This is a genomic window from Streptomyces sp. NPDC029138 (assembly GCF_055564375.1).
The window spans coordinates 1-14980 of sequence record NZ_JBVHWM010000097.1 but is presented as its reverse complement, the minus strand read 5'-3'; the positions used below and the strand labels follow the sequence as shown (position 1 = coordinate 14980).

At 69.8% G+C, this 14980-nt stretch carries 15 protein-coding genes and 3 pseudogenes; 11 read left to right on the top strand and 7 right to left on the bottom strand.

The genetic code is table 11. The features are described 5' to 3' along the window. Positions 1 to 16 precede the first annotated feature (16 nt). Positions 17 to 196 carry a hypothetical protein gene (locus ACZ4WH_RS40960; protein ID WP_468190603.1) on the top strand — a complete coding sequence of 60 codons (180 nt, stop codon included), beginning with the start codon at positions 17 to 19 and terminating at the stop codon, positions 194 to 196. 4 nt (positions 197 to 200) lie between these two features. On the opposite strand, the gene ACZ4WH_RS40955 is transcribed toward ACZ4WH_RS40960, so the two are convergent. Beyond that, positions 201 to 962 (bottom strand): maleylpyruvate isomerase family mycothiol-dependent enzyme, encoded by a 762-nt coding sequence (locus tag ACZ4WH_RS40955; RefSeq protein WP_468190601.1) that lies wholly within the window; start codon positions 960 to 962, stop codon positions 201 to 203. A gap of 231 nt (positions 963 to 1193) precedes the next feature. On the opposite strand from ACZ4WH_RS40955, the pseudogene ACZ4WH_RS40950 reads away from it, so the two are divergent. Beyond that, positions 1194 to 1516: pseudogene (locus ACZ4WH_RS40950) on the top strand (transposase); the annotation flags it as partial. Between the two features lie 124 nt (positions 1517 to 1640). Here ACZ4WH_RS40950 and ACZ4WH_RS40945 read toward each other — a convergent pair. Both ACZ4WH_RS40945 and ACZ4WH_RS40940 read right to left on the bottom strand, forming a co-directional pair. Further along, positions 1641 to 2864, bottom strand: coding sequence for a M48 family metalloprotease (locus ACZ4WH_RS40945; protein ID WP_468190599.1), 1224 nt, complete (start codon positions 2862 to 2864; stop codon positions 1641 to 1643). A gap of 115 nt (positions 2865 to 2979) precedes the next feature. Beyond that, on the bottom strand, positions 2980 to 3426 hold the full coding sequence (locus ACZ4WH_RS40940) for a hypothetical protein (protein WP_468190597.1): 447 nt from the start codon (positions 3424 to 3426) through the stop codon (positions 2980 to 2982). 479 nt (positions 3427 to 3905) lie between these two features. Here ACZ4WH_RS40940 and ACZ4WH_RS40935 point away from each other — a divergent pair, with 479 nt between their 5' ends. After that, positions 3906 to 5876, top strand: a complete 1971-nt coding sequence (locus ACZ4WH_RS40935) for a lamin tail domain-containing protein (protein WP_468190622.1) — start codon at positions 3906 to 3908, stop codon at positions 5874 to 5876. Positions 5877 to 6749: 873 nt separating this feature from the next. Here the strand turns inward: ACZ4WH_RS40935 and ACZ4WH_RS40930 are convergent. Continuing rightward, on the bottom strand, positions 6750 to 7289 hold the full coding sequence (locus tag ACZ4WH_RS40930) for a GNAT family N-acetyltransferase (protein ID WP_468190621.1): 540 nt from the start codon (positions 7287 to 7289) through the stop codon (positions 6750 to 6752). An 805-nt stretch (positions 7290 to 8094) separates the two neighbouring features. Between ACZ4WH_RS40930 and ACZ4WH_RS40925 the strand changes: the two genes are divergently transcribed. The 4 genes and pseudogenes from ACZ4WH_RS40925 to ACZ4WH_RS40910 all read left to right on the top strand — a co-directional run bounded on the left by ACZ4WH_RS40925 (position 8095) and on the right by ACZ4WH_RS40910 (position 10360). Beyond that, a complete protein-coding gene (locus ACZ4WH_RS40925) occupies positions 8095 to 8727 on the top strand; it encodes a M15 family metallopeptidase (protein ID WP_468190596.1) in 633 nt (210 codons plus the stop codon). A 214-nt stretch (positions 8728 to 8941) separates the two neighbouring features. Continuing rightward, positions 8942 to 9220: a hypothetical protein gene (locus ACZ4WH_RS40920; RefSeq protein ID WP_468190594.1), complete on the top strand. Its 279-nt coding sequence runs from the start codon at positions 8942 to 8944 to the stop codon at positions 9218 to 9220. Positions 9221 to 9264: 44 nt separating this feature from the next. Continuing rightward, positions 9265 to 9538, top strand: a pseudogene (locus tag ACZ4WH_RS40915) (hypothetical protein). A 465-nt stretch (positions 9539 to 10003) separates the two neighbouring features. Then, the gene (locus ACZ4WH_RS40910) at positions 10004 to 10360 is read left to right on the top strand and encodes a hypothetical protein (protein WP_468190592.1); all 357 of its coding nucleotides are present in this window, start codon (positions 10004 to 10006) and stop codon (positions 10358 to 10360) included. A gap of 69 nt (positions 10361 to 10429) precedes the next feature. On the opposite strand, the gene ACZ4WH_RS40905 is transcribed toward ACZ4WH_RS40910, so the two are convergent. From ACZ4WH_RS40905 to ACZ4WH_RS40895, 3 genes are all read right to left on the bottom strand, one after another. Beyond that, positions 10430 to 11272 (bottom strand): MBL fold metallo-hydrolase, encoded by an 843-nt coding sequence (locus ACZ4WH_RS40905; RefSeq protein WP_468190590.1) that lies wholly within the window; start codon positions 11270 to 11272, stop codon positions 10430 to 10432. A 121-nt stretch (positions 11273 to 11393) separates the two neighbouring features. Continuing rightward, a complete protein-coding gene (locus tag ACZ4WH_RS40900) occupies positions 11394 to 11825 on the bottom strand; it encodes an Rrf2 family transcriptional regulator (protein ID WP_468190588.1) in 432 nt (143 codons plus the stop codon). A 303-nt stretch (positions 11826 to 12128) separates the two neighbouring features. Continuing rightward, entirely contained in the window at positions 12129 to 12719 is a 591-nt protein-coding gene (locus ACZ4WH_RS40895) for an SMI1/KNR4 family protein (RefSeq protein ID WP_468190586.1), read from the bottom strand. A 245-nt stretch (positions 12720 to 12964) separates the two neighbouring features. Here ACZ4WH_RS40895 and ACZ4WH_RS40890 point away from each other — a divergent pair, with 245 nt between their 5' ends. From ACZ4WH_RS40890 to ACZ4WH_RS40875, 4 genes and pseudogenes are all read left to right on the top strand, one after another. Continuing rightward, positions 12965 to 13225: a hypothetical protein gene (locus tag ACZ4WH_RS40890; RefSeq protein ID WP_468190584.1), complete on the top strand. Its 261-nt coding sequence runs from the start codon at positions 12965 to 12967 to the stop codon at positions 13223 to 13225. 544 nt (positions 13226 to 13769) lie between these two features. Further along, positions 13770 to 14081: pseudogene (locus tag ACZ4WH_RS40885) on the top strand (helix-turn-helix domain-containing protein); the annotation flags it as partial. A 304-nt stretch (positions 14082 to 14385) separates the two neighbouring features. Next, complete coding sequence (locus ACZ4WH_RS40880; protein ID WP_468190582.1) at positions 14386 to 14613, top strand: ferredoxin; 228 nt, start codon at positions 14386 to 14388, stop codon at positions 14611 to 14613. Further along, on the top strand, positions 14610 to 14980 hold a 371-nt coding region (locus ACZ4WH_RS40875; protein ID WP_468190580.1), incomplete at its 3' end, for an FAD-dependent oxidoreductase. The genes ACZ4WH_RS40880 and ACZ4WH_RS40875, both read left to right, overlap by 4 nt.

Genomic DNA, 14980 nt, shown 5'->3' with positions numbered 1-14980 from the left:
CGCGGGCCGCATCGCCTTGCCGTCCAGAAAGCCCGGTCGTAGCCGTATCCCCTTCCTGGCTGAGTCGGCAGTGCTGCGGGAGGCGCTCGGGCCCGAGCTGTACGAGGCCGTACTGGCCGTCCGCCGCGCGGAGGCGGAGCTGTTCGCGATGTTCACCGGCGCGGACGTCATCGAGGCCGTCCGCTGGCGGTATTGACCGGCTACTCCTCGGGCTCCCAGGCGATCAGCTGCTCGAACACCTGCTGGTCGCCCTCGATCTTCAGGTCGCTCAGCGTGAGGCGGCCCCAGACGAAGAGGAGCAGCTGCTCGGCCGTGCCCGTGGCCGAAGCGGAGGCGGGCGCGGCGTCGTCCGTGAGGGGTGCGGGCCAGGCGCCGGTGCCGTCCAGCGCGAGGAGCCAGGAGCGGCCCTCGGTGGCGTGGTAGTGGATGGTGGCGGCCTCGTGCGGCCAGGCCGCCGGGGTGGAGTTGCAGGTGTCGAGAAACTCGGCCACGCCGTCGATCGCGACGTCCGCCGGCATCGGCTGCACGGCGCCTGCGGCGAGCTGGGCGTCGTAGGTGTGCACCAGCACCTCGTGCACCCGGCGCCGGGCAACGCCCCAGGCGTTCGCCGGCGACACGCCGGCGCTCCACCACGCCCAGCACTCGCGCTCCGGGCCGGCCTCGCGCAGCGCACTCAGCAGCAGCTCGTTCGACTCGGCGTACCAGGCCAGCAGCGCCTCGAGCTCGCGCGGCACCTCCGCGGCATCCTTGGCCGGCGGAGCCTCGGCCGGGCCCGCGGCGACGATCGCGGCCCACCAGCGCTGACCCGTACCCAGGTGCTGCACCAGATCGAACAAGGTCCACTCGGGGCAGGACGGCACCGGCGCGTCAAGGCTGGACGCGGCGGCAACCGCACTCCGGAACGCGGCCGACCGCTCGTCGATCAGTTGCAGCAGGGCGGGATACTCAAGACTCTCTGTCACATCGCTTCACTATCACCCCAGCTCAGCGGAGCGCACTCTATTTTCCAGGCCGTCAGCTGCGGGAGTTGGAGCACCTGACAGAAAGCCTGGTCGTAGCCATATCCCCTTCCTGGCTGGCTCGTTGAACGAGTCAGGGGAAGGGGAACGGTCCTCCGTGGATGGTGCCGGACGACGTGTGGGGCGGATCGAGCCGTTGCTGCCGGTCAGGCAGCGGCGTCCGCGCCATCCCGGCGGCTGCACCAGGTACTGCTGACCGAGCTGCACCTTGCCGGGAAGCTGGACTGGTCCCGGGCGGTGATCGACGGCTCCCACCACCAGGCCCGTCGGGGCGGCCCAAAACCGGACCGAGCCCGGTCGACCGTGCCCGGCCCGGCTCGAAGCACCACGTCATCACGGACACAGGCGGCACCCCGCTCGCCATCACCCTGACCGGTGGCAACCGCCACGACATCACCCAGTTGCTGCCCCTGCTCGACGCGATCCCGCGGATCCGCGGAGTGACCGGTCGCCCCCGTCACCGGCCGCGGCAGTTGTTCGCCGACCGGGGCTACGACTTCGGCGATTCATCAGAGGCAAGGTTTGACGCGGCGGATGCTGGTCGCAGGCTGGGCACTTGGCTACGCCGGTCCTTGCCGCGCTGCTGGGCTCGCTGAGGACTTCACGTTGCGGTACAGGGGCTCAGGTGCCTTCCGGGGAGGGGAAGGAGACCAGTAAGGACAGCGCCACGACCGCCGTGCACAGCAGGATGACGGTGCTTCTGCGCCACAGCAGCCGCTCCGGTCGGCCGGGCAGGGAACTGCCGTTCTTCTCAGGCACCGCGCTGCCGAACGTCACCAGGAATACCGTCAGGGTGCCGTAGAAGAGGATCCGGTGGACGGGGCCCCATACCGGCGGGAACTGGGAGCTGAGCAGAAGGCCCGGCATCAGGATGAAGCAGCCCGAGAACGCGAGAGAGGTCGCCACGGACGGGCTCCAGCGGTAGAAGGCCAGCCCCCTGTCGAGTTGGTGCAGCACCTCGTACCGCCGCTGCCAGTGCGGGTGGAACCGCCACAGGTGACGCCACCACCGCCGGATGCGGCCTCGTGCTTGACGCTCAGCGGTGGCGGCTCGTTGCCACAGGTCGAGGTCCGCGCCCCATCGGTAGGCATCCAGGTCGGCGCACAGTTCCCTGTTGCGCAGAACCTCAGCACGCATGAAACGGGCCACCACGACGATGGAGACGGTCAGGACGGCCGTGCCTCGGCTGCCGTAGTGAAGTGCCCAGTAGGGGCCGCCCGTCCAGTTCTGCCAGGCCCACTGCACAGCACACGGCAGGACGACCAGGGTCAGCCATACGCGCCACAGGGAGACGGTTGCGTAGGCGAGGGTGACGTCTTTGTTCCGGAGGTGGGCGAATTCGTGCAGGATCACGGTGCGGAAGGCCGTGGGTTCCTCCCGGAGGATCTTCACCAGGCCGTTGTTCAAGCACAGGACCAACAGGCCGGGCCGGCCGAAGACCACCGCCGACTTTGTCGGTGCGCTGGGGTCGATGACGTACTTCGGGAGTATTGGGAGGTGGCACCGGTCTCGCAGGTCTTCCAGTTCCTGGTACAACTCGCTCCTGGACGAAGCTCGCACGGGCACCAGGCGGCGCAAGCGCCACGTCGGCAGGAACCAGAACACCGCGAGCGTCACGAGGACGACGATCACGAGGCCCGCCACGGTAACCGCGGAGGACCAGGACGCCAGCCGCTGCTGACAGGGTGCCGACACCATCCACTCCAGCGCTGACTTGTCGGTCAGCAGGGCTCTGACGTCGAACGTTTCACCTGCCAGCCGCCATCTGTCGTCGTACGCCCGTACGCAGGGCGCGTACGCGCGGCGCCACAGGACGGTCTGGGCCGCTGTGTTGAGCAGGAGCATGCCCGAGGTGGTCAGCAGCAGGAGCAGGAGGAGAAACCTGCGGGTGGTGCCGGCGCTCCACCTTCGGTAATAGGCCTCTGTCGCTGCGAACGATGGCCGCACGGGCGGGGCCCGGTTACTGGTTGCGCTCGATGTGGCGGATGACGCTCGACGCGAGCTGTCTGGCCGAGTCCTCGGCGAGCCCTGCCTCCTGAGCGCGTCGCGTGACGACGCCGCGCAGTACCTCCCGCTGTGCCTCGTCCAGCCGCGGCAGGGCAGACACACTCTCTGGCCTGCCGCGCAGCCTGCGCCACGCCGCAGACAGTCGGCCGGTCGCCGCTCGCACCGTCACGCCAGCCACTTCCTGCGTGAACTGCTGTAGCACCATCCACACGAGCGGCGTCACCAGCACGGCGACCTCGCCAAGACCGAAGCCGAGTTCGCTGTCCCCGCCGCGGGACGACAGCATCCGCGTGATCTCATCAGGGTCCCGATTCAGCAGGTCCGCTGCCGTGTCCCGTTCCTCGGGGGCTCGCTCCGCCACAACTCCCTGCATGACATCGACGATTCGCGCGCCGTCCATACTCCCCTCCGAGATCTGCTCGGCCCACCAGCGTAACCGGATGACGGCGACCCTATGTAGCTGTACGGACACGGTCGGCCCGCCAGAGTCGGCCGCCGCCGGGTGAGACGCTGAGGAAGTGGTCGATGGTCAACGGCAAACCCTGGCCACAAGCACCCGGACCACGGCTGCGGATGTGAGTGCGATGACTCGTGGCGCATGGTGTGGGCACCCACCACCGAACCCGGCGCGGTTCCGATCACCGCCATGCGGCACCCCGTCGCACCGGCGGCCGCCGCCAGTGTCCCCTCACCGTTCATGATCTGCTGGCGGGTCCGGACACGGCGTGGGGTCCTCCCCTCGCCGTCTGGTCCTACTCTCTTCGGCAAGACTGTCGTAGTCGTGTGGCGGCGTTGTGCGCCTGGCGTTCTGGTGGTCAGCAGGTGGCATTCAGTCGACGTACACGCTGTTTCAACGTCGTTTCACCAGAGTTCGGCCTTGTGCCTACTTCACACTCACGCGTCGGCGTCGCCTCGGTATGTGCCGCGGCTTTGACGTTCTCAGGACTGGTTGCCACCGGGCTGCTTGCCGCTCAGCCTGCGGCTGCCGCTGAACCGGCCGGCTACCAAAACGTTCGCATCAACGAGGTCACCTCCTCGAACAATGACACCGTGGAGCTGTACAACTCCGGCTCCACCGCGGTGAGCATCAGCGGCTGGAAGATGTCCGACGACAGCTTCTCGCCGCAGTCGTTCACCCCGTCCGCCACCACGATCACTGCCGGGGGGTTCGTCACCTTCAACTCGCCCAAGGGGCTCGGTGACTCGGACAAGCTGGTGATCTACACGGCCGGCGGCGCGGTGGTCGACCGCGTCGAGTGGACCACCGACAAGGCGAAACCGGCGATGGCACGCTGCGGGGGCGACGGCACCGGCGCTTGGGTGACCGCGACCACCGCAACCACGTTCGGCGCCGCGAACGCCTCGGACTGTCCGTCGTCGATCCCGTCGGTGAGCCAGGTGCGGATCAACGAGGTCACCTCCGACGGCTCGGACACCGTGGAGCTGTACAACGGCGGAACGAGCGCAGTCAGCATCGGGTCGTGGAAGTACGTCGACAACGACACCAGTCACTCCCCGGTCTCGGTCTCGTCCTCCTCTCCGAGCGCGACGAGCATCCCTGCGCGCGGCTACGTCACGTTCAACTCCGCCCTCGGTCTGGGCGACAACGACTCGCTCTTCCTCCTCGACAGCAACGGCACCACCGTCGACTCGGTGACCTGGGCCGCCGACGGCGCCAAGCCGTCCGATGAGCGCTGCACAAACGGCACCGGCTGGTTCCAGACCTCCACGACCGCGACGCTCGGCAGCGCCAACTCCTGCTCCGGCGGTGGTAGTGGCGGCGGTCAGACCGGCCATCTGCTGGGCGGCGGGGGCTCGCTGACCAGCGGCTGCACCCCTGAGGCGCCCTCCGGCACAAGCCCCACCCCGGCGGGCACATCGGCGTGGCCGGGCGGCCTGGACGTCACCATCACCGACACCGTCTGCGCGTTCACCACGTCCACCGGCCCGGAGGGCCGCGACGTGAGCGGGCTGGCGTTCGACCCCGCGAACCCGTCGGTGCTGTGGGCCGCCAAGAACAAGAACTGGCTTTACAAGCTGGTCAAGAGCAACGGCAAGTGGGTCCCGGACCCGTCGTGGAGCGCGACCGGCAAGCAGATTCGCTTCGCGGGCGGCTCGGGCCAGCCGGACTCCGAGGGCCTGACGGTCGGCGGCAACGGTCACATCTACGTGACGTCCGAGCGTGACAACGCCAACAACACGGTTCCCAAGGACACGATCATGGAGTTCGACCCGGCCGCGACCGGATCGACGCTGACACCGGTCCACCAGTGGGAGATGACGTCGCAGTTCCCCCAGCTCAACACCGGCAGCAAGGACGACGCCAACCTGGGCTTCGAGGGCGTCGGCTACGTGCCTGACAGCTGGCTGACCGCGAACGGCTGGGTCGACCCGCTCACCGGGGCCGCGTACAACCCGGCGAACTACCCGCTGCACGGGTCGGGCCTGTACTTCGCCGGCCTGGAGTGGGACGGCACGCTGCACGTCTACGGCCTGAACTCCGACGGCACGTTCACCACGTTCGGCACCATCTCGACCGGCAAGGCATCCGTGATGGACGTGATGTTCGACGCCGGAACCCAGCGCATCGTCGCGACCTGCGACAACACCTGCGGCGAGACGCACACCTTCATGAAGGTCAACGCAGCCGGCACGATCGTGCCGGATGTGACCTACACGAACCCGGCCGTCATGCCGATCGACAATCTGGAGGGCTTCGCCATCGCGCCTACGTCGACCTGCGTCAACGGGTTCCGCGAGGCGGTCTGGAGCGATGACGGCATCTACGGCTTCGGCTCCGGAAGCTCCTCCTACGGACACGCCCTCTACAGCGGTACTTTCCCCTGCTGATCCCCAGGACCGCAGGAGACGGCTCACGCACGGGGCCGCCTCCAGGTGAGGCGGAGCCAGGACCGAAAGGGCTCCCAACTCACAGGTAACGATGAAGCTCCCGGCAGACGGTGTGATGACCGCCCACTGACTACCGGGAGCTTCGTCGTACTCGTCTCCCCTCCTGCTCTTCGACCAGCTTTCTCGGGTGCGCTCTCGCCGGTCGGTGAACAGTCGCTCGCCAGCAGGGCGGGCAGTACGCCTTCGTCTCGTACACCGACCTCATCCGCACCCTGTCCACCACCGCCGGCCAGGTGTCGTGGAACATCAGCCGGACTCGGCCCACCTCGTGCCATGCCCGCGCGCCGCCGACAACCCGGCGCCAGCTGGTCCGCCCACCTCGCCCTCGACGACGCGCTCTGGCTGCCCTTGGCCCGGGCCAGCGCGCCGAGCACGCCCCGTCGCGCCCCAGGCACCGCCACCGAACGCGCGACCGCGCACCCCGGCGACCGTAACGGCGCCCGCACTGGGCGCCCTTCACAGCTCGCGTCGGCACGACCCCAACTAGGCAACGCACCGGACCTGTGACGAGGAACGAGCACGACGCCTCGTCGAACACCCCCGAGCCCTTCCGCCGTCCCGCAGCCAGCGGCCCCGACAACCATCGACCCCCTGGCACCGACGGCCGCCCGGAACTGTCCCCACCGCGACCAACCGGTCACGGTCGTCGCCATGCTCGCCACTCACGAAGCCGCCAGCCCCACGATCACCAACCGCGTCACCGGCACATCGCCCCGCTCAGACGCCTCCAGTGAGCATCGGCTGACCGTCTCCGATCACAGGGCCCGCCGAGCTGACGATCGGCGGGCCCACAACGCGGCTTCGGCCATGAGCTCATGCGGACGGCGTGACCGGGGACCGCAGGCCGAGCCACTGCTCGGCATCCCAGGCGTGGAACCGCTCTACCTCGGTGAACCCCAGCTTCGCCGCGAGGCGCATCGAGCCGACGTTGGCGGTCTGGGTGGTGAGCACCACCGGCTCGCCGGGAAGCACGCCGTCGAACCAGTCGAGTGCCGCCGCGCACGCCTCGGTGGCATACCCGAATCCCCACGCCAGCGGCAGGAACAGGTAGCCGAGATCGGCCTTACCCACGGCAGCCGGACGACGGTGCTCGGTTGCTCTCCTGAGCAGGATCTGGCCGATCATCGCCCCATCGAGATCGACGACGAAACTCCCGGGCCGTCGCCCAGGCACCTCGGGCATCTCGCGCTCAAGCTCGTCACGCGGCCGGGGGCCGCCAAGGTAGGTGTGCACCTCCGGCGAGGCGTACAGCTCGATGAACGCCGCTCGGTCCCGGGCCTCGGGCTCACGGAGCACAAGCCGCTCGGTCTTGATCGGGGCAGGCGGCCAGGCGACGGGTCCGAGTTCAGTCATACCGACCAACCAATCAGCAGGCTCGGCAACGATCAAGGCTCGCGGACCGATCAAGCCAACGACCCAGGCCCCGCTCTCACCACCAGGGTGGTGCAGGCGGGGCGGTGTTTCTCCGCCCGGCGGCGCGTACCGCTGCACGGCACGTTGATCGGGTGCGGCAGCACGTATGGCTCGGCCGGTTGGCCCTGGCGCGGGAGTGGTGACGGCTGCCCGTGCCCGGCGCTCCGCCCCGTGGCCGTCCTACGACGTCCGGCGCCGCGCGCTCGCCGCCAGGACGAGCAGCAGCCGACCCCTCGCCGTACATCCCGCACCTTCGTACGAGCGCGGTGGTGTGCGTGGGCCGACGCTGCGGTGTTATCCGCAGGTCACGGGGCGAGGTGCGGCGGCTGTCGGGTTTCGGCCCGGGGGCCGGCCCGTCGGCTCGACGGTGTCCCGGTGAGCGACGCGATGCCGCCGGCCGGCGGGGACGGAAACCGCCCGGGGGCGACGAGGTTCTGGCCGCGGCTTGACCACGCAGAGCGTACCGGGTGTACGGGCGCTGCACCTTGTGCAGGACGCGCGTCGGATCCCGACCGGTGGCTTCCTCCTGCGGCCGGGCAGCAGCAGGGGACAGACCGCCACGGCAAGCGCCGCGAGAACGGCAGGGACGGGCGGGATGGGAGCACGGTCACCGCGGTGAACCATGGGAGCCGGCCGAGGCCTCGCGTGGACGAGCGCTGCGGGCACCGCGTTGCTGCGGCTTTGTCCGGGACCTGACTGCGTCTGGCCGGGTAGCTGCTGGGCGAAGACGCTAGGCTCGCTCGGCATGATCTTGCTGAGTGATCCGCGAGTGATCGACACCCCGGTGGCAGAATGCGGCGAACCCCTGGCGGAGATCGCCACCACTGCGACCGTAATGCTGGATCAGCGGGAACGAGACGAGCACGGAGCGTACGGACGGGTCAGGACCGGCGTGCTCGCACGCCTGCGCTCAGCCTCCGAGAGGCTTCCCGCCGGCATCAGACTCCTTGTGATCGAGGGCCATCGCAGCCCAGCCGAGCAGGCCCGTCGGTTCGCCCTGTATGAGGACCGCCTGCGCCGTGCGGGCATCAGTGACCCCGCAGAGCTTCGGCGCCAGGCCAGCGCGTTCGTCTCCCCGGTGGAGGTGGCCCCGCATTGTGCCGGCGCGGCCGTGGACCTGACGCTCATCGACGCGGACGGCGCGGAAATGGACATGGGCGGCGCGGTGAACGGACACCGCACGGGCGATGAGAGGCGGTGTCCCTTCGACGCTCCGGACCTGTCGCCGACCGCGCGCGACAACCGCGACCTGCTGGCCCGGTGCCTGCGAGAGCAGGGTTTCGTCAACTATCCGAGCGAGTGGTGGCACTGGTCCTACGGGGACCGCTACTGGGCACTCATCACCGGGGCCCCCGCCGCCGTCTACGGACCCATATGACTCCCATCCGGACGGTCTCGCACGACTCGTGGCTTCCACCGCTGCGGCATAGGATCTGGCGCACCATGACCGACCACCACACCTACGGCACGAGCGCCCACACCGCGGGCGAGCTGGTCCGGCTCGTCGCCGACCGCCTCGGCCTGCCCCGCTGACCGCGCCCAGGACCCACCACATCCTGCTCACTGCCGCGCCCGTCGCGGGCCTGATCGCGGTGAAGGTGGGCGCCGCCTGGCGGGCAGCCTCCGGGTTCGCGCACGGCCGCTACTGGCCCAACCTGCGCGTCTCCCAGCCGCGTGCGGCCACACCCGGAGCCGACGGCGTCCACACCGTCGCCGTCGTCATCGACGAGGACCAGTACCGGCCGCTGGCCGAGTACTGCGACACCATGCTCAATCGAGAGGAGTACTACGCAGATCGGCAACAAGAGCAGGGCCAGGCCGTGCCCGAGCAGAAGACCGGCGGCACCTGGCTCTCCCGCTTCCGCAGGTGACCCGGCCAGGCCCGGCTGTCAGTGGCAACTGCCGGGCTGAACGGATGGACCGTAATGACGAGCAGACTGCTACGCCGCCGGGTCTACGGCGCCGACCACGACCAGCCCGGCCCACGACCCGGCCGGCGCTACGCCGAACTGGTCGGCAGCCCGCTGGACGGCCTGCTGCTCGACATCACCGGCTGGACGCAGGGCGAGGCCGGTACCGGCCTCGCCCTGGCCACCGAGCTGGGGTAGTTCGGCGCCGGCGGCCGGGCCGTCTACGACCCGCGCCCCGGTGACCCGGGCCGCTGGGATTGGACCGGCGACACTCCCTGACCGTCCCGAGCCGACTCGCCCTGGCCGCCAACGACAGGGTCACGGTGGCGCAGGGCCGCGACCCGAAGACGGAGGCGGCCATGACTGCCGCAGAGCTTCGGACCGTCGCGGCCGACAGCGAGCAGTTGGCCAAAAGCCTCGCCAACCCAACGCCGGCCCTGCTCCTCATGCGAAACATCCAGGCGACGAAAAGCGAAGCACCTCCCCACGGCCGTCACGTACTTTCAATAGATGTCCAGTGACCCTTGGAAAGACCTGGCTGCAGCTCTTCTGCGGCTGCACGACGCCTATTACACCGAGCATGTGCGGCACGTGCACCAAGGCCAGATCATGCTGCCCGGATCTCCCGCGGCCGAATAGTGCGCGACGGAACCCTACGCCGGTGTTTGGGGCCCGGCCCCAACCCGCGACGCAACAACGGACCTGCTGCTGCCTACAGCTGCAGCCCTTGACCATCTGCATGCCATGGCCACGCTGCTCGTCGGCCCGCCCAGTATCTACGCCCCGTTCACTGTGGCTCGTAGTGTCGTCGAGATATCGGTGCAGACCTGGCACCGTGCCGAGCCGGGAATCGGAGCCGAGGAACGCGCGATCCGATACGTCAACGCCCGATTGCGGAGCCTGTGGGAACAGATGCAGATCGTCGGAAAGAACCTCTCCGACGACGCTGAGGACATCAGAAAGCATGCCCGTAGACGCACGGAGGAGATCGTCAGCGCGGCACGCGCCAACGGGCTCCAGGCTCGAGGCATAGGGGACGGACGCCGCCCACCGGCCGTCGGCATTGGAGCGAAGGGGCACCACGAACCTGGCGGCGAGTGAGGTTCCGTCGGCCGTCGGCGGACTGCCGGGTGGCGCAACGGGCTGGCCGGGCGGAGGGCAGGGCGTGGCTCAGGCCATGACCGACTTCGCGGAGTTCCACAGCACGCCACGGTTGAGGCGGTCGGGGTACAGGGCGACCATCGCCTCGTACAGCTCTTCATGGCCGGTGGCCTTCGCGGCGGCCTCGTCGAAGTCTTGGATGTAGCGGCGAGTGCGGGCGATGTCCTCCGGGCTGTGCGGGTCGCCGTCGCGCTGGTGCCCGGAGACGACGGCGGCGGGCGCGAGCCGCTCGATGGTGTCGAGCGCGTTCAGCCAGTCGCGGCGCCCGGTGCCCCTGGACTCGGCCAGGTACAGGTGGACGTCGCCGTACACGGCGTCGCCGGCCACGACGAGGCCGATCGAGGGCACGTGCAGGGCGCTGGAGCCGTCGGTGTCGGAGTGTCCCAGCTCGATCGCGTGCAACTCCTCGCCCTCCAGTTCGATCACGCCGTCACCGAGCGGTTCGGCGAGCACGTGCCTGCCGGAGATCTGGCCTGGGAAACGCGGATTCCAGAATCCGCCGAACCAGCGCGGACCGTACTGGGCTTCCATGAGCGGTACGACGCCCGGTGTGGAGACGAGCTTCGCGTGCGGGAAGCGCGCGAGGATCGCCGGCGCGCCGAAGAAGTGGTCACCGTGCGCGTGGGTGACGTAGATCGTGGTCACGTTCTTGCCGGTCGAGCCCACCCAGTCGGCGAGGGCGCGTGACTCCTCGACGGTCATCAGCGGGTCGACCAGCACCGCATCCCGGTCACCGTGGATCAGGGTGGAGGCGGTGGGCGACCACATGCGTCGCGCCTCGCCCGGAGGCAGGTCGTCCGAGACCACGGGCTTGGACGGTGCCACGTACACGGAGTATTGCAGCGTGGTCATGACTGCTCCTGTCAGGGAGTCGCGCCTCGAATGCAGGAGGCGGGGTCTCGACTACGCCGTAACATTTATTGTTACGACTGAGGATGTGCGACGAAGCCGGGGGTCGCGCCGCACAACCCGGCTAAGGGGCGGCTATGGACTCGCGAAGCACGTCGGCGACGCTGGTGCGGGCCAGCTGCGCGCGCAGCGTTTGTTCGGCGTTGTCGTACACGTGTGTGAGCGCGGTGCGGATGCCGTGGCCCACCGGGCATTTTTGATTCGGGGCGGCGGTGTGCAGTGCGAACAGCGGGCTGTCCTCGACCGCCTGGTGTACCTCGGCCAGAGTGATCGACTCCGGTGCGCGCGCGAGGCGCCAGCCGGCCCCCGCGCCGCGCCGGGACTCGACCAGGCCGGCCTCGCGCAGCTCTCCGAGCAGCCGCCGGATCACCACCGAGTTGGTGTTGACGCTGTTGGCGATCTGCTCCGAGGTGGCCACCTCGCCGCCCATCCGCTCGTGCAGCCCGATCCAGGCCAGCGCATGCGTCGCGATCGTGAGCCTGCTGTTCGCTCCCATCCCGCACCTCCTGTCGCAACCTTAATGGTTACATCTGACGCGTCAAGTGCCCGGCGGTGGCAGTCGCGCCGTAGCGGCCGCATCAGCGGGGCTTCGCCCAGCCCGGCCTTCCGGTCCCGGCGCCGCCATGGCCGGACGCCGTGGCGGCGAGGTGGGCGCTGGCTCAGGTTTGCTGATCAGGGGATGGTGGCCGCCCGGGTTGAACAGGCCTGTGACCTCGGGTTTTGTGTGCTGCCGGTGGGGTGTGCAGGCGTGTTGGGCGGGTGCGTGTCTTCGCTGATCCTGGGGAAGCGGGGAGGGGCGCTACTCGGCTTTCCACCATCCCTGTCGGGTGTGCCAGTCCCTCACCCAGCACAGGAAGTCGCCTCCTGCCTGCTCGGAGGGGGTATCGGCATACGGCGCGGCACAGCCGTCGCGTAGCCACCACACCTGGCCGCGTTGCGCTCCGGTCACTACCAAAGTCCAGTACTCCCCGGGCCGGTCGCTGCCCAGGAGCACCGAGCCGTGGGTGTAGGTCTGGTGCAGCAACGACGAGTGGAGCCTGTGGTCGTAGTAGTCGTACTCCCACTGCCATTCCTCCTTCAGTGGGAAGGGCTCTTTGAACAGGCGCGGTGCGGTGGCATCGAAGGGGTCCGGGCTCATCCAGTACTCCGCTTCCCACACAGCCCAGCTCTCCGGCTTCTCGCCCACCGGCAGCAGGCCGCCCGTGTCCGGCGGGCCGTCGTCGGTGCCGTTCGCGATCTCGGCCACGAAGGTGCGATACGGCTCCGGCAGCACCACACCGTGGTCCTCTTCCCAAGCTTGAAGCGCTGGCCAGCCCAAAGGGCAGCGACGGACATCCACGGGGAAGACTTCGCCAAGGAGGGCTGTCGCACCCGACATCGCATCATCCACGCCTTACAGGTATCACCGGCCGCAGACCCCGCGTGCCGGCCCGGACAGAACCGCAGGTGAGATTGCGAATTCGCGTCGCCCCGCGCCTTCGCCCCCGGCCGCGCCGTACCGCCCCCCGGGCAGCCGGTCCTGGTCCGCGCCGGTCTGCCCCGCCGTGCCGCCGTCCGCCCGCGCTGCCGCTGCTGCGGCCGCCGTCCGCCTGTGGTGCCCCGTCCGTCCCGCCGCGCCCGGGCAGCGCTGTGCCTGTGCCGCGCGCTGCCCCAGGTTTCCCGTCGGCGGTCCGCGTCCCGGCTGCGCGCCGCCCCCGGCCGCTGCTGGCCGCCGCGCCGTCTGGCTGCCCGCGCCACGCCGCCGCTGCCGCCGGATACCGCTGCCAGTACGCGATCGACTGGTTGGCCGACAAGACCCGCTGGGCGCTGAGCGTCGACATCAGTGAGCCGTCCGCCCTCGCCAGCGTGCTCAGTCAGTGCCCGAACGTGCCCGTCACCGTCACCACAGCCCGCTGACGCCCGTGCGATGGGCGCGCCCGGCGGCTGCGACCCGCTGACCGTGCACACGGGCGGGGACCACACGCCGTCCTCCCCCGTGCCGGCGCCCTGCTCCTGGCCGCGGCGGTCCCACCCGGCCGGCCGTGCCCGGTGCCGGCGGCGTGTTCGCGGCCGGCACCGGCCGGCGCGCCCGCCCCGGGGAGACGGCGTCCAAGTGGCGCCGTCTGCGGCCGCATGTCACCGGCGGGAGTGGGTGTCGAGCATGCGCCCGCGGTCCGCGACGGTCCTGCTGCACGCGGGCGCTGCTCGGAAAACCGTGGTGTCCCCTCGTCGGCCTGGGCCTTCGCGGGGTGCGCGGGGCGAAGGCCGGGCTGCCCCGCCTGGTGGATACCGAGAGCCGGCCCTGCGGCGAAGTCCCGGTACATGGTCAGTCGCGTGCGGGCAGACCCAGCTGATCGGCGCGGGCCGCCAGGAGGGCGTCCAAGCTCGCATACAGGCGCGGCCAGTTGGGGCGCGATGTCACTGTGTGGCCGGGCAGGATGTCGAAGGCCAGCGCCAGCCGGATCCGGACCTGACGCCGGACGCCATCGCCCGGGCCCACCACATCTCCGTCCGCTGTCTGCACAAGCTGTTCGAGGGGGAGGACATCACTGTCAGCCGGTGGATACAGCAGCGCAGACTGGAACAGTGCCGGCGTGACCTGGCCCGCCGGGGCGCGGCGGGGCTTACGATCGCCGCGGTGGCCCACCGATGGGGGTTCACCAGCGCCTCGCACTTCAGCCGGGTGTTCCGCGCGGCGTACGGCGTCTCCCCCGTCGAGTGGCGGAACTCCGCCGTGCTCGGAGCCACCGCTTCCCCAGTGCCCCAGGCCTGAGCCCCGCCGGGCCTGGCTGCCGCGGTGCGGCCAGGACGGGGCAGCCCCGGGTCTCTGGCCTGCGGCCATCCAACCTGTCAACGCTGGACTCGCCGGTACCGGTGCCGCTGTTACGCTGATTCTCTGCGGTGTTCCGGCGCACCGCGCCATACGGTTTCCGCGGAGACGGCAAACCAAAAAGCGCCGCTCACGTAACCAGAATGCAGCCGCAAACCAGCGATACGTCCCTGGTCAGAAGTGTCGTCGCGCCCCGCAGTGGCGCCGGCTTGAGGGTCTGCAACTCCCGCTCCCCGGGGAGGCCAGGGTGAAAGTCGTCGTTGACCTTGCTCGATGTGAGGGGTACGCGCAGTGCGCGTTCCTGGCTCCGGAGGCGTTCCGGATGCATGGTGAGGAAGCGCTCCTGTACGACCCGAACCCCGACGACGCGCAGCGCGACCAGGTCCTACGCGCCGCGGCCGCTTGCCCGGTCCAGGCGATCCTGGTCGACCGGCTCGAAGCGCGGCCCACACCGGCGGAGGCGTCGCCGTCATGACCACTGCGGACAGCCTGCGTGCGTTCAAGCGCGCTGGCCGCATCGTGGTCGTCGGGGCTTCGCTGGCGGGGCTGCGGGCCGCGGAGGCTCTCCGGGACGAGGGTTTCACCGGATCGTTGACCATGATCGGTGACGAGTTGGGTGAGCCCTACGACCGGCCTCCCCTGTCCAAGCAAGTACTGACCGGGTGGGTGCCGGCCGGGGGCACGACTTTGCCGCGCCGTCGTGGCATCGATGCGGAGTGGATGCTGGGTGTGCCCGCCAGCGGACTTGACCTCGCGACGAACCACGTGCGTCTCGCCGACGGACGCGAGGTTCCGTTCGACCGGGTGCTGATCTCTACAGGGGTACGGGCCCGGCCGTGGCC

Coding starts and splice junctions, on each gene's coding strand:
- ACZ4WH_RS40900 (WP_468190588.1), bottom strand. CDS start 11,825: ATGGGAGCGAACAGCAGGCTCACGATCGCGACGCATGCGCTGGCCTGG.
- ACZ4WH_RS40930 (WP_468190621.1), bottom strand. CDS start 7,289: ATGACTGAACTCGGACCCGTCGCCTGGCCGCCTGCCCCGATCAAGACC.
- ACZ4WH_RS40910 (WP_468190592.1), top strand. CDS start 10,004: ATGGCCACGCTGCTCGTCGGCCCGCCCAGTATCTACGCCCCGTTCACT.
- ACZ4WH_RS40945 (WP_468190599.1), bottom strand. CDS start 2,864: ATGCTCCTGCTCAACACAGCGGCCCAGACCGTCCTGTGGCGCCGCGCG.
- ACZ4WH_RS40940 (WP_468190597.1), bottom strand. CDS start 3,426: ATGGACGGCGCGCGAATCGTCGATGTCATGCAGGGAGTTGTGGCGGAG.
- ACZ4WH_RS40925 (WP_468190596.1), top strand. CDS start 8,095: ATGATCTTGCTGAGTGATCCGCGAGTGATCGACACCCCGGTGGCAGAA.
- ACZ4WH_RS40905 (WP_468190590.1), bottom strand. CDS start 11,272: ATGACCACGCTGCAATACTCCGTGTACGTGGCACCGTCCAAGCCCGTG.